The following is a 13314-nucleotide window of genomic DNA, read 5'->3' on the forward strand; positions in this document are numbered from 1 at the left end:
ATGCATGAGATCGCTCTGGAGGCGCCCATGGATGCACCGCTCCTGTCGATCCGCCAGCTGGCGGTCGATTTCAAGGCCGAGTCCGGAGACTTCCGGGCGGTCGACGACCTGACCTTCGACATCCCGAAGGGGAAGACGGTGGCGCTCGTGGGTGAATCCGGATCCGGCAAATCCGTAACGGCCCAGGCCATCCTCCAGATCCTACCGAAGAAGGCCCATATCTCGGGCGGGTCGATCCTGTTCAACGACCCGGCCGGCGGCAAGACCGTCGACATCGCGGAGCTGGGACCCACGAGCGACGCCATGCACGCCATGCGCGGCGGTCGCATCGCGATGATCTTCCAGGAGCCCATGACGTCCCTGTCGCCCCTGCACACGGTGGGCGATCAGATTTCCGAAGCCTTGATGATCCACGCCCGCGTCGGCAGGGCCGAGGCGGACAAGCGTACCGAGGAAGTGCTGGCCCGGGTGGGATTTCCGGACCCGAGGCGCGCCCTGCGAAACTATCCGTTCGAACTCTCGGGAGGCCTGCGCCAGCGCGCCATGATCGCCATGGCGCTGATCACGCGCCCTGCCCTCCTCATCGCCGACGAGCCGACCACGGCGCTCGATGTGACAACGCAGGCCCAGATCCTCGACCTCATCAAGGAACTGCAGGCCGAGACCGGCATGTCGGTGCTCCTCATCACGCACGATCTCGGCGTGGTGGCGAACGTGGCCGACGAGGTCGTCGTCATGTATCGCGGCCGCGTCATGGAGGCAGGATCCCGGGAGGAGATCTTCCGCAACGCCCAGCATCCCTATCTCCAGGCGCTCATGCGCGCCGTCCCGCGCTTCGCCATGGAGGAAGGCGAGCGTCTGACGCCGATCCGCGAGGTGAAGAGCGCCAGTCTCGCGCGCGTGCACGCCGTCGACCGGCCTCAGCCGAAAGGACCGATCCTGAAGGCCGAAGGCCTGATCAAATGCTTCACCCTCCGGTCAGGCTGGTTCTCCGGCAAGACCAGGACAGTGCGCGCCGTGAACAACGTGAATCTCGCGCTGCCCGCGGGCACGACCCTTGGCCTCGTGGGTGAATCCGGCTGTGGCAAGACCACCGTGTCCAAGATGATCATGCGGGCCATGAGGCCGGATTCAGGCCGCGTGCTGTTCGATGACGGAACCGGGCCGCGCGACGTGCACGGCCTCGAAGGCGATGCGCTGACGGCCTATCGCCGCTCGGTGCAGTTCATCTTCCAGGACCCGTTCTCGTCGCTCAATCCGCGCATGACCGTGTATGAGCTTCTCACCGAGCCGCTGCGCATCCACAACATCGGCACGTCGGACGAGCGCTACGCGAGGGTGAAGCAACTTCTCGATCTGGTAGGCCTCGATCAGCGCTCCTTGCGGCGCTATCCCCATTCGTTCTCAGGCGGCCAGCGCCAGCGCCTCGGCATCGCCCGGGCGCTCGCCTTGGAGCCGCGCGTGCTTCTGTGCGACGAGCCGGTCTCGGCCCTCGACGTGTCCGTGCAGGCCCAGGTGCTGAACCTGCTCAAGGATCTGCAATCGGCGCTTGGCCTGTCGTACCTGTTCGTGTCGCACAACCTCGCGGTCGTGGACTACATCGCCGACACCATCGCGGTCATGTGCCGGGGCTACATCGTCGAGGAAGCCCCGAAGACGTCCTTGTTCCGCAATCCGGTTCACCCTTACACTCAGGCCCTGCTGGCCGCCGTGCCGGACCCGGACATCGACCGACCCCTCGACTTCGGTAAGCTACGGGCGGGGCGTTTCTCGCACCCGTCCGAATGGCCTGAGCCCTTCCGCCTCGTTCATGGGGAAGCCGGGATCATGAAGGAAATCGAGCCCGGCCACCGGGTTCGCCTAGGAAGCCACAGGGCCAGGGAGGCCGCATGATGGTTGCAATGCTCGGGACGAGAATCGTGCTCTTCGCCGCAGCCCTCAGCCTGCTGCCGCTGCCGTCTTCCGCACAGGATTCCAACGAGCCGCCGTTCCTATCCGAGAAGGTGTCCAAGAAGGAGCTCCCACCCCTGGCGGAGCGCATTCCCAAGACCCCGCTCGTGGTCCATCCGCCCGGCGGTCAGTACGGCGGCGACATCATCACTCTGGTGCCCCGTCCCCGCGATATCCGCTACATCTCGACCTATGCCTATACGCGGCTTGTCGGATACGACCGACAGCTCCAGCTCCAGCCCGATCTGATCGAAAAGTTCGAGAACGAGGACGACCGGGTCTACACCTTCACCTTACGCGAAGGCCACCGCTGGTCGGATGGTTCTCCGTTCACGGCGGAGGATTTCCGCTACTACTGGGAGGACGTGGCCCAGAACCAGGACCTCTCGCCGGCGGGTCCTCCCGAATTTATGATGGCGGACGGCAAGCCGCCGCGTTTCGAGGTCATCGACGAGCGGACCGTCCGCTACAGCTGGGACAGGCCCAATCCCCGCTTCCTCCCCCAGCTTGCGGGCCCGCTTGATCCAGGCATCTACCGGGCGTCGAACTATCTCAAGAAATTCCACGGAAAGTACGCCGACAAGGCTGCCCTCGAGGAGCAGGCCAAGAAGAACAAGCTGAAGAACTGGGCCGCCCTTCACAACCGTCTGGACGACATGAAGGAGCAGACCAACCCCGACCTGCCGACCCTGCAGCCCTGGCGCGTGACCAACACGGCCCCTGCCACCCGCTTCATCTTCGAGCGCAATCCCTTCTACCACCGGGTCGACGACCAGGGCAGGCAGCTTCCCTATGTAGACCGCCTCATCATGGACGTGGCCGCGAGCGGGCTGTTCGCCGCCAAGGCCAATGCGGGAGAAACGGACCTTCTGTTCCGTGGCCTGTCCATGAACGACGCGCCGATCCTGAAGGCCGGCGAGAAGGTGAAGGGCTACACGACCCTGCTTTGGCCCTATGCGCGGGGCACCGAACTCGGCCTCTATCCCAATCTCAACACCACGGACCCGGTCTGGCGCGCCCTCAACCGCGATATCCGCTATCGCCGCGCTCTGTCCCTCGGCATCGACCGCAAGACCCTGAACAACGCGCTGCTCTTTGGCCTGGGCGTCGTGGGCAACAACATGGTCGTCGACGAAAGCCCCTTGTTCTCGCCGGAGCTGCGGACGCTCAACGCGGAATACAACCCGGCCGAGGCCTCGCGGCTTCTCGACGAGATCGGCCTGACAAAACGCAACGGCGCCGGCATCCGCCTCCTGCCGGACGGGCGCGAGCTCGAAATCATCGTTGAGACCGATGGCGAGAGCACCCTCGTGGTCGACGGGCTGACCCTGATCGGCGAATTCTGGCGCGAGATCGGCGTCCGGCTCTTCGTGAAGCCGCAGGACCGCACGGTGCTGCGCAACCGTTCCTTCGCGGGCCTCACCGTGATGGTGGCGGCCCCGGGCTTCGACAACGCGATCCCGACCGCCATCATGCCGCCCACCGAATACGCGCCGATGCGCCAGGACAACTACGCTTGGCCCAAATGGGGCCAGTATGTGGAGACTAAGGGCAAGAACGGCGAGGCGGTGGACATCCCGGAGGCGAAGCGCCTGCTCGAACTCTACGAGACGTGGATGAACACCGGAAACAGGGACGTGCAGAGGGAGGCTTGGCGTGAGATGCTGCGCAACCACGCCGAGAACCAGTGGGTGATCGGCACGATTTCGGGCGCGCTCCAGCCTATCGTGGTCCGCGACGGCCTGCATGGACTGCCGGCGAAAGCACTCTACAGTTGGGAGCCGACCGCAATGATCGGCATCTACCGGCCTGACGAGATCTACTGGAACAAAGCCGCCGGCAAAGAGGCCAGCCGATGATCCGCTTCCTGTTGCGTCGCTTCGTCACCATGCTGGTGACGCTCCTGATCATCTCGGCCCTGGTCTTCTTCATCATCAAGCTGCCGCCCGGCGACTTCCTGACGAACCAGATCGCCGAGCTGCGGGCGCAAGGAGAATCGGCCTCCATCGCCAAGGCCGAATTCCTGATTCAGCAATACGGGCTCGATAAGCCGGCCTGGCAGCAATATCTGGTCTGGATCGGCGTCATGCCGGGACCCAACGGATTCTCGGGCTTGCTGCAAGGCGACTGGGGCTGGTCCTTCGAGTTCGACAAGCCCGTGGTGGATGTGGTGGGCGACGCCCTCTGGTTGACGCTTCTCGTCAACCTCGCGGTGGTGATCTTCATCCACGTGGTGTCGATCCCCATCGCGATCTACTCGGCGACGCGGCAATATTCGGTGGGCGACTACATCGCCACGTTCATCGGCTATATCGGCCTCGCGACCCCGAGCTTCCTCCTGGCGCTGATCCTGCTCTACTACATGAACCGCTGGTTCGGCGTGTCGATCGGCGGCCTCTACGACGCGCAATATGCGGGCGAGGATTGGACTTGGGACAAGATCAAGTCGCTCCTGTCGCATCTGATTGTTCCCACACTAGTGATTGGGCTGGCCGGCACCGCCGCCATGATACGGCGCATGCGCGCGAACCTCCTCGACGAGCTGGGCAAACAGTACTACGTGACCGCGAAGGCGAAGGGCCTCCGGCCGACCAGGGCACTGCTGAAATACCCGTTCCGCATGTCGCTGAATCCTTTCATCGCCGATATCGGCAACCTGCTGCCGCACCTGATCTCAGGCTCGGTTCTGGTCTCCCTGGTCCTGAGCCTGCCAACCGTGGGACCCATTCTGTTGAACGCGCTCAAAAGCCAAGACCAGTTCCTGGCCGGCTTCATCCTCATGTTCGTGGCGGTCCTCACCGTGATCGGTATGCTGGTGTCGGATCTCCTGCTCGCCTTGCTCGATCCCCGCATCCGCCTCGGAGGCAGCCGATGAATACGGTTGTGCCGGCCAAGCGGCATTACGTCGATCCGACACCGTTTGATCCCGGTCTCACGGAGCCGGTGGGTGCCGAGAACGAAAGCTTCTACCGTGCCTCGTCCTGGCGGTTGATGTGGTGGAAATTCCGCCGCCACAAGGTGGCGGTGGCCGCAGCCTTCATCCTGCTGGCCTTCTACCTGATGGTTCCCTTCGTGGAAGTCCTCGCACCCTACAACCAGACCAAGCGCAACGGCGATTTCATCTATGCGCCGCCGCAGGGCATCCACCTCATGCACGAGGGACGCCTGGCCGCGCCCTTCGTGTATCCCTACAAATATTCGTTCGACCTCGAATCCTTCCGGCGCGTCTATACGATGGACACGTCCCAGCCGCAGCCGATCCGCTTTCTCTGCCGGGGCGATGCCTACGAGTTCTGGGGCCTGTGGACGACCAACGTTCACCTTTTCTGCCCACCCGAGAACGGCACCCTGTTCCTTCTCGGCACCGACCGGCTCGGTCGCGACCTGTTTTCGCGTATTCTCTACGGAGCGCGCATCTCCCTCACCATCGGCATCGTCGGCATCGCGGTGTCGTTCACCCTCGGGCTCTTCTTCGGCGGGCTTGCGGGCTATCTCGGGGGCTGGGTCGATCACGTGATACAGCGAATGATCGAGATCCTGCGCTCCCTGCCGGAGCTGCCCCTGTGGCTTGCCCTCTCGGCGGCGCTGCCGCCTAACTGGAGCCCGATCCTCGTCTTCTTCGGCATCACCATCATCCTGGGTCTCCTCGATTGGCCCGGCCTTGCGCGTGCGGTGCGCTCCAAGCTGCTGTCACTGCGGGAGGAGGATTTCGTGAAGGCCGCGGAGCTGATGGGGGCCTCCAAGCAGCGCATCATCGCCCGGCACCTGATCCCCAACTTCATGAGCCACCTGATCGCCTCCGCGACCCTGTCGATCCCGTCCATGATCCTGGGCGAGACCGCCCTCTCCTTCTTGGGCCTCGGCCTTCGGCCGCCAGTCACGAGCTGGGGCGTGCTGCTCAACGAGGCGCAGAACCTCGCGGCCGTGCAGCTGCATCCCTGGCTGCTCTTCCCCATCGTGCCGGTCATCATCGTGGTGCTCGCCTTCAACTTCATGGGCGACGGCCTGCGCGACGCAGCGGATCCGTATCACTAGGCCGCCCTGCCGGAATGTTGCGCTTGCCGCAACGGAATGCGAGACATTCGAGCCGCCGCGAGCGCATCGTCAATCGCCCGCGCTGGCGGCTCGAACTTGGACCGTTTGCAAAGGACCTCCCGTGGCCGAACACCGACTTGATGCCTCTCCGGAAACCGTTCACTGGGGCTATTTCGACGCTGGCCTTGCTCCACAGATCACAGTCGATTCAGGCGACACCGTCACGATCTCCACCGTGTCCGGCGGAGTCGAGGTGATGCCGAAGGCTCCCTATGTGATCCCCGATTCGCTCTCGGCCATTCAGGCGACCCAGAAGCCGAAGCTGCCGGGCCATATCTGCACGGGTCCGGTGAGCATACGCGGCGCGAAGGCCGGACAGGTTCTGGAGGTTCGCATCAAGGCGATCGACCTCCACTACGATTGGGGCTTCACCTACGTGGCTCCGCTGAAGGGCGCGCTTCCCGACGACTTCGACGAGATGCACCTCATGCACATCCCGCTCGACCGGAAGCGGATGACAGGTCGCCTGCCCTGGGGGCTGGAGCTTCCGCTCAAACCGTTCTTCGGCGTGATGGCCGTCGCGCCGCCCGCCGCCTGGGGCGCGCTCAGCACCCTGCCGCCGCGCCGCAACGGCGGCAATCTCGACAACAAGGAACTGGTGGCGGGCACGACCCTCTACCTGCCGATCCATGTGGACGGGGCGTTGTTTTCTGTCGGCGACGGACATGGTGTCCAGGGCGACGGCGAGGTCTGCGTCACGGCGATCGAGACCGGGCTGATCGGAACCTTCGAGCTGCACCTGCGCGAGGACATACGGCTGACCTGGCCCATGGCCGAGACGCCCACGCACATCATGACCATGGCGTTCGACCCCGACCTCGATCAATGCGTGGTGATTGCGCTGCGCGACATGATCGACCTGATCGTCGCCCGCACCGGCATCTCGAAGCCGGAAGCCTATGCCCTGTGCAGCCTCGCCGCGGACCTGCGCATCACGCAGGTCGTGAACGGCAACAAGGGCGTGCATGTGATGCTCGACAAGGGTTTGCTGCAGAAGGCGCACTGAACGTTCCCTCCGTCATTCCGGGCTCCGCTACGCGGCCCCGGAATGACAAAGCGCACTGCGCGCAAACAAAAAGGCGCCCGAAGGCGCCTTCTTTATTCAGCAAATTCAACCCGACGCCTTAGCGACGCCGGGGGCCCTTATCGAGCCAAGCGACCTGCATGCCGTCGTTCCGGCCTTCGGCCCGCCTCGGGGCGGGTTTGGCGGCAGGCTTGCCGTGATGGGCAGCCTGCGGCTGGCGGTTCTCGCCCGGCTGTCCGCCGGCCGGCTTGCCGCCGCGGCCGCGACGACGCTTCGGACCACGATCCGCATTGGGATCGGCGTTCCGAGGCTGGCCATGGCCCTGGTGGCCGCGAGCGTGCGGCGCGGGACGGCCGCGCTGCGGCTGATCGCGACGGGGCTCGGGAGCCTCGCCGGCCACCGGTCCGGCCGAAAAGCCTTCCGGCAGGGGCATGACCGGCACCTTGAGGCGGGTCAGCTTCTCGATGTCGCGAAGATAGACCCGCTCCTCGTCGTTGCAGAACGAGATGGCAAGGCCGGTTGCGCCTGCGCGGGCCGTGCGGCCGATGCGGTGGACATAGGATTCCGGCACGTTCGGCAGATCGTAGTTGATGACGTGCGAAACGCCCTCGACGTCGATGCCGCGCGCGGCGATGTCCGTTGCGACTAGGACCCGGCAGGTGCCGGCCCGGAAGGCCGCAAGAGCCCGCTCGCGCTGCGGCTGGGACTTGTTGCCGTGGATTGCGGCGCCCGCGATGCCTGCCTTTTCGAGAGACCGGACGACCTTGTCGGCCCCGTGCTTGGTGCGGGTGAAGACGAGGACGCGATCGATGCTCTCATCCTTGAGCAGAACCTCGAGGAGGGCCTGCTTTCGGCCAGTGGCCACGAAGGTCACGCTCTGATCGACGCGCTCGGCGGTCGTCGCCACGGGGGTGACGGCCACCTTCGCCGGATCGCGCAGGAAGTCGTCGGCGAGCGACGAAATGGTCTTCGGCATGGTGGCCGAGAAGAACAGGCTCTGACGCTCCTTCGGCAGCATCTTCACGATGCGCTTGAGCGCATGGATGAAGCCGAGATCGAGCATCTGGTCGGCCTCGTCGAGGACGAGGATTTCCACGTCGCGCAGGGTGAGCGACTTGCGGTCGATGAGATCGAGCAGGCGGCCTGGGGTGGCCACGAGAACGTCGACGCCGTTGGCGAGATCGCGCTCCTGCTTGCCGATGGACACGCCGCCGAACACCACGGTGGTCGAGAGACGCAGGTTGCGGCCATAGACCCGGAAGCTGTCGGCGATCTGGCCGGACAGTTCGCGGGTTGGGCTCAGCACCAGCACCCGGCAGCCCTTGTGGGGGCGCGGACGCGGGTTCTGGGAGAGGCGATGAAGGATCGGCAACGCGAAGGCGGCCGTCTTGCCGGTGCCCGTCTGGGCGATGCCGCACACGTCGCGGCCTTCGAGCCCCAAGGGGATAGTCTGGGCCTGGATCGGTGTGGGCGTCTCGTAACCCTCAGAGGCCAGCGCCTTCAGGATCGGCTGGGCCAATCCGAAATCAGAGAAAAGAGTCAAAGTGGGTGTCTTTCGAACAGATACTGGGAGCCCAAAGGCTTGATCGTCCAAGGAAACTGGCGTTGCCGGGCTCAAGGCGACAACCCGCGTGCTGGGGTCGTCGTGCGATTGAAGCGATTGAAGAAGGGGACCGGGCCTTCGCCTCATGGCGAATATCCGTCACGCAGTCCCGCTCAAGCGGCTCTGAAGAGAGCGCTGACGCCGTACTGTGTATATGAGGGCTAAAGACCTATCCGTCAACCACCGTGGGTGAGATAAGCAGAAGCCATGCGTCCCAGTCCAACCAGCCAAAGCCTCTAGCAAGGTTCATGTCCTCTCCCGCCCGCATGCCCTGGGGCCTTGTCTCGGCGCTCTCGACCGCCGTCCTGATCTCCTACGGGACGATCTTCTACGCCTTCGCGCTCATCATCGAACCCATGGAGCGGGAACTCGGATGGTCGAAAACGGCTCTTTCGGCCGCGTTCTCCCTCGCCCTGGGCTCGTCGGCCCTGTTCTCGGTTCCGGTGGGTCGCCTCATCGATCTTGGACATGGCCGGGCTGTCATGACGGGTGGATCGGTGCTGGCGGCCCTCCTCCTGGCCCTGTGGGCCTGGACGGACAATTATCCAACCTTCCTGCTCATCTGGTTCGGACTTGGGATCGTTATGGCGGCCGTGTTCTACGAGCCGGCCTTTGCGGTTCTGGCAGGCCAGCTCGGGCTCCTGACCCGTCGCGGGATCACCATCATGACGCTGGTTGCGGGCTTCGCCAGCACGGTCTTCATCCCCCTGACCCATGTGCTGATCGAAGGTTTCGGCTGGCGCGGGGCGCTGCTGGTCCTGGCCGCCATGAATCTCGGCCTCTGCGCCGTGCTGGAGGCGCTTTGCATCCCCGGCGCCACCGGACCTGTCAGGCATCCGGCCCCGGCTCATGTATCCGCGGCCGCTTCCGATCCGCGTCGCGTCCTCTCCTCCGCGTCGTTCTGGTTCTTCGTGGTGACGTCAGTCTTGCAGGGAATGATCTCGACCGGGATACCCGTCCATCTCGTTCCGATGCTGGTGGAGAGGGGCTTCAGCCTCGACGCGGCTGTCGCAGCCTTCGCGGTCATTGGACCGGCCCAGGTGGCGGCGCGGTTCCTGACGGGCTTCGGCGAACGGGCTCTGAGCCTCAAGGGGATCGGCGTCCTCACCATGGCGCTCAACGTTCTGGCTTTCGGGCTTCTGCCCTTCATCCCGGCCGGATCGTGGCTGATCATGCTGTTCGCGGCCTTCTACGGCGCATCGAACGGCATGATGACCATCGTGCGGGCCCTGCTGCCGCCGGAATTGTTCGGCCGTGAGAATTACGGGGTCATCCAGGGCATGATCTCCCTGCCGGTCAGGGTCGCTATGGCGGCGACGCCCTTCGCGTTCGGGATAATTTGGGCCTGGTGGGGCACTTATGAGGCCGTCATGGCCCTCTGCTTTCTCATGGCCTTCGGCTCTCTCGTGGCTTTCATGTTAAACTTGGCGGCAGCCAAGAGCAGCGAATCCCGCTAGAAACCACTTGCCTTAGTCGGCTAAAGGAAACATCTGCAAGACGCCGGAGCTTGCCGGCTCAAGGAAAGACGCGCTTCGTGACGACAGTAACTGATCTTCTGATTGTGGGCGGCGGCATCAACGGCGCGGGCATCGCGCGCGACGCGGTGGGCCGGGGCCTCTCGGTGGTTCTCTGCGAGCAGGGTGATCTGGCAGGCTATACCTCCTCGGCCAGCACGAAGCTGATCCATGGCGGCCTGCGTTATCTGGAATACTACGAGTTCCGGCTGGTGCGCGAAGCCCTGTTCGAGCGCGAGCGCCTGCTGGAATCCGCGCCCCACATCATCTGGCCGCTACGCTTCATCCTGCCCCACGAGAAGGGCATCCGCCCGGCCTGGTTCGTGCGCGTCGGCCTCTTCCTTTACGACAATCTCGCGCCCCGCAAGAAACTGCCCGGCACCGAGACGATCAAGCTCACCCGCCATCCCGCAGGCCAGGCCCTCAAGCCCGGCTTCGACACCGCCTTCATGTATTCCGATTGCTGGGTCGAGGACAGCCGCATGGTGGCGCTCAACGCTCTCGACGCCTCGGAGCGCGGCGCAGACATCCGCGTGCGTACGAAGCTGACCACCGCGCGCCGCGACGGCGAGATCTGGGTCGCCACCCTGCAGGACGTGAATACCGGCGAGACCACGGAGGTTCGCGCCCGCGCGCTGGTGAACGCCGGCGGCCCGTTCGTGGCCGACGTGCTCAATTCCAAGCTCGGTCTCAATACGCAGAAGAACGTGCGGCTCGTGAAGGGCAGCCACATCGTGGTGCCCAAGCTCTTCGATACCAAAGAGGCATTCATCCTTCAGAACACGGACAAGCGGATCGTGTTCGCCATTCCCTACCAGGAGAAGTTCACCCTGGTGGGCACAACTGATATCCCGGTGGAGTCCATCCCGGACAAGAAGGTCGCCATCGACGACCACGAGGTCCAGTATCTCTGCGACGTGGTCAATCACTTCTTCAAGCGCGAGGTGACGCCCGCCGACGTGGTGTGGACCTATTCAGGAGTGCGCCCCCTCTTTGACGACGGCTCCAAGAGCGCTTCCGCCGTGACTCGCGACTACGTGTTCGATCTCGACGGCGCACCGGGCCAAGCGCCCGTCCTGTCCATCTTCGGCGGCAAGATCACCACCTTCCGCAAGCTCGCCGAGCATGCCCTCGAGGAGCTGAAGGCCTATTTCCCGGCCATGAAGCCTGCTTGGACCGAGACAGCCAAGATGCCGGGGGGCGACATGCCCGACGCTGATTTCGACCGGTTCTTCGCCGGCGTGAAATCCCGCTGGCCGTTCCTGCCGGAGGGCCTCGCCCATCGCCTGTCGCGGGCTTACGGCACGCGCATCGAGGAGCTCATCGGCTCGGCGAAATCGATGGCGGATCTCGGGGAAGATTTCGGTGGCGGGCTCATGGCGGCCGAAGTCGATTATCTCGTTCGCCGCGAATGGGCCCGCAGCGCCGAGGACATCCTGTGGCGGCGCTCGAAGCTGGGGCTGCATGTGCCGGCCGACGCCGTTCAGAAAATCGACGCCTACATCAACAAGCGGAACGTCACGGCCGTCGCCGCACAATAAGGTTTCAGGGGGAGACCATGGCTCACTACGTCGGCGCCATCGATCAGGGCACGACCAGCTCGCGCTTCATCGTGTTCGATCGTTCGGGCAGCATCGTCTCGGTTGCCCAGAAGGAGCACGAGCAGATCTATCCCAAGCCGGGCTACGTCGAGCACGATCCTCTTGAGATCTGGCGCAACACGCAAGAGGTGATCGAACAGGCCCTGGCGGCGAAAGGCCTGAAGCCCGGAGATCTTGCGGCCATCGGCATCACCAACCAGCGCGAGACCACGCTGATCTGGGATCGGCATACAGGCAAGCCGCTGCACAACGCCCTCGTGTGGCAGGACACGCGGGTCGACCCGATGGTCCAGGACTTTGCCCGCGACGGCGGTTATGACCGGCTGCGGGACAAGACCGGCCTGCCGCTGACGAGCTACTTCTCGGGCCTCAAGCTGCGTTGGCTCCTCGACAATGTTCCAGGCGCCCGGGAAAAGGCCGAGGCCGGCGATGTACTGTTCGGCAATGTCGACACGTGGCTCGTGTGGAACCTCACCGGGGGCCGCCGCCACATCACCGACGTGACCAATGCCAGCCGCACGCAGCTCATGAACCTGCGCGATCTGGCCTGGGATGACGACATCCTGAGGCTCTTCGACATCCCGAAGGCCTGCCTGCCCACGATCCTGTCCTCGAGCGAAGTCTACGGGGAGGCGACCGGGCTGCTTGCGGGCGTTCCCATCGCGGGCATTCTGGGCGACCAGCAGGCGGCGCTCGTGGGTCAGGCGTGCTTCGAGCCGGGCGAAGCCAAGAACACCTACGGCACCGGCTGCTTCATGCTGATGAACACCGGCGAGCAGCCCTACCCGTCCAAGTACGGCCTGCTCACCACGGTGGGTTATCGCTTCGGCCAGGGAAAGCCCGTTTACGCCCTAGAGGGCTCCATCGCGATCGCCGGCGCACTTGTGCAGTGGCTGCGGGACAATCTCGGCCTCATTCAAGCAAGCACCGACATCGAGCCGCTGGCGCGCAGCGTCGAGGACAACGGTGGCGTCACCATCGTGCCGGCCTTCTCGGGCCTCTATGCGCCGCACTGGAATGCAGGCGCGCGTGGCCTGATCGGCGGCCTCACCCGCTACGCCAACAAGGGCCACATCGCCCGGGCCGCCCTTGAAGCGACCGCGTTCCAGACCCGGGAAGTGCTGGACGCCATGGCCAAGGACACAGGCATCGCCGTCAAGGAGCTGCGCACCGATGGCGGCATGGTGGTCAATGAATTGCTGATGCAGTTCCAGGCCGACATCCTCGATGTGCCGGTGGTGCGCCCCAAGGTGATCGAGACCACCGCCCTGGGCTCAGCCTATGCGGCGGGCCTCGCCACCGGCTTCTGGGCCGGCACCGACGAGCTGGTGCGCAATTGGGCGGTGGACCGGCGCTGGCGGCCGACGTTCGAGGCCAGCGCCCGCGAGCGGCTCTATGCCAACTGGTGCAGGGCCGTCGAGAGGTCGCTCGACTGGACCTGACAGCCGGACCGTCAGCCCCTGCGGGCATCCGAAGCGGTCGCTGGGTAAAACTCTGCAGGTTCGGGAAAACACCGGACGGCCTGCG

9 protein-coding genes are annotated in these 13314 nt (G+C 64.7%); 8 read left to right on the forward strand and 1 reads right to left on the reverse strand.

Annotated elements, in window-relative coordinates; all coding sequences use genetic code 11:
* The first annotated feature begins 27 nt into the window (after positions 1 to 27).
* The 5 genes from DRB19_RS16155 to DRB19_RS16175 all read left to right on the forward strand — a co-directional run bounded on the left by DRB19_RS16155 (position 28) and on the right by DRB19_RS16175 (position 7051).
* Entirely contained in the window at positions 28 to 1893 is a 1866-nt protein-coding gene (locus DRB19_RS16155) for an ABC transporter ATP-binding protein (protein WP_114187125.1), read from the forward strand.
* Positions 1890 to 3809 (forward strand): ABC transporter substrate-binding protein, encoded by a 1920-nt coding sequence (locus DRB19_RS16160; protein ID WP_373867366.1) that lies wholly within the window; start codon positions 1890 to 1892, stop codon positions 3807 to 3809. Before DRB19_RS16155 ends, DRB19_RS16160 begins: the two co-directional genes overlap by 4 nt.
* Positions 3806 to 4825, forward strand: coding sequence for an ABC transporter permease (locus DRB19_RS16165; RefSeq protein ID WP_114187065.1), 1020 nt, complete (start codon positions 3806 to 3808; stop codon positions 4823 to 4825). Before DRB19_RS16160 ends, DRB19_RS16165 begins: the two co-directional genes overlap by 4 nt.
* Positions 4822 to 5985, forward strand: a complete 1164-nt coding sequence (locus tag DRB19_RS16170; protein WP_114187066.1) for an ABC transporter permease — start codon at positions 4822 to 4824, stop codon at positions 5983 to 5985. The genes DRB19_RS16165 and DRB19_RS16170 overlap by 4 nt, the downstream gene beginning before the upstream one ends.
* Positions 5986 to 6106: 121 nt before the next feature.
* Positions 6107 to 7051, forward strand: coding sequence for an acetamidase/formamidase family protein (locus DRB19_RS16175; protein WP_114187067.1), 945 nt, complete (start codon positions 6107 to 6109; stop codon positions 7049 to 7051).
* A gap of 118 nt (positions 7052 to 7169) precedes the next feature.
* Here the strand turns inward: DRB19_RS16175 and DRB19_RS16180 are convergent, their stop codons facing one another.
* The gene (locus DRB19_RS16180; RefSeq protein ID WP_114187068.1) at positions 7170 to 8612 is read right to left on the reverse strand and encodes a DEAD/DEAH box helicase; all 1443 of its coding nucleotides are present in this window, start codon (positions 8610 to 8612) and stop codon (positions 7170 to 7172) included.
* 308 nt (positions 8613 to 8920) lie between these two features.
* On the opposite strand from DRB19_RS16180, the gene DRB19_RS16185 reads away from it, so the two are divergent.
* From DRB19_RS16185 to glpK, 3 genes are all read left to right on the forward strand, one after another.
* Positions 8921 to 10129 (forward strand): MFS transporter, encoded by a 1209-nt coding sequence (locus tag DRB19_RS16185; protein ID WP_114187069.1) that lies wholly within the window; start codon positions 8921 to 8923, stop codon positions 10127 to 10129.
* A gap of 77 nt (positions 10130 to 10206) precedes the next feature.
* The gene (gene glpD / locus DRB19_RS16190) at positions 10207 to 11727 is read left to right on the forward strand and encodes a glycerol-3-phosphate dehydrogenase (RefSeq protein ID WP_114187127.1); all 1521 of its coding nucleotides are present in this window, start codon (positions 10207 to 10209) and stop codon (positions 11725 to 11727) included.
* Positions 11728 to 11744: 17 nt separating this feature from the next.
* Positions 11745 to 13229 carry a glycerol kinase GlpK gene (glpK, locus tag DRB19_RS16195; RefSeq protein ID WP_114187070.1) on the forward strand — a complete coding sequence of 495 codons (1485 nt, stop codon included), beginning with the start codon at positions 11745 to 11747 and terminating at the stop codon, positions 13227 to 13229.
* Positions 13230 to 13314: the final 85 nt, after the last annotated feature.

This window comes from Microvirga aerophila, assembly GCF_003332305.1.
Taxonomy (GTDB): domain Bacteria; phylum Pseudomonadota; class Alphaproteobacteria; order Rhizobiales; family Beijerinckiaceae; genus Microvirga; species Microvirga aerophila.

Coding starts and splice junctions, on each gene's coding strand:
- DRB19_RS16185 (WP_114187069.1), top strand. CDS start 8,921: ATGTCCTCTCCCGCCCGCATGCCCTGGGGCCTTGTCTCGGCGCTCTCG.
- DRB19_RS16160 (WP_373867366.1), top strand. CDS start 1,890: ATGATGGTTGCAATGCTCGGGACGAGAATCGTGCTCTTCGCCGCAGCC.
- glpK (WP_114187070.1), top strand. CDS start 11,745: ATGGCTCACTACGTCGGCGCCATCGATCAGGGCACGACCAGCTCGCGC.
- DRB19_RS16165 (WP_114187065.1), top strand. CDS start 3,806: ATGATCCGCTTCCTGTTGCGTCGCTTCGTCACCATGCTGGTGACGCTC.
- DRB19_RS16170 (WP_114187066.1), top strand. CDS start 4,822: ATGAATACGGTTGTGCCGGCCAAGCGGCATTACGTCGATCCGACACCG.
- DRB19_RS16155 (WP_114187125.1), top strand. CDS start 28: ATGGATGCACCGCTCCTGTCGATCCGCCAGCTGGCGGTCGATTTCAAG.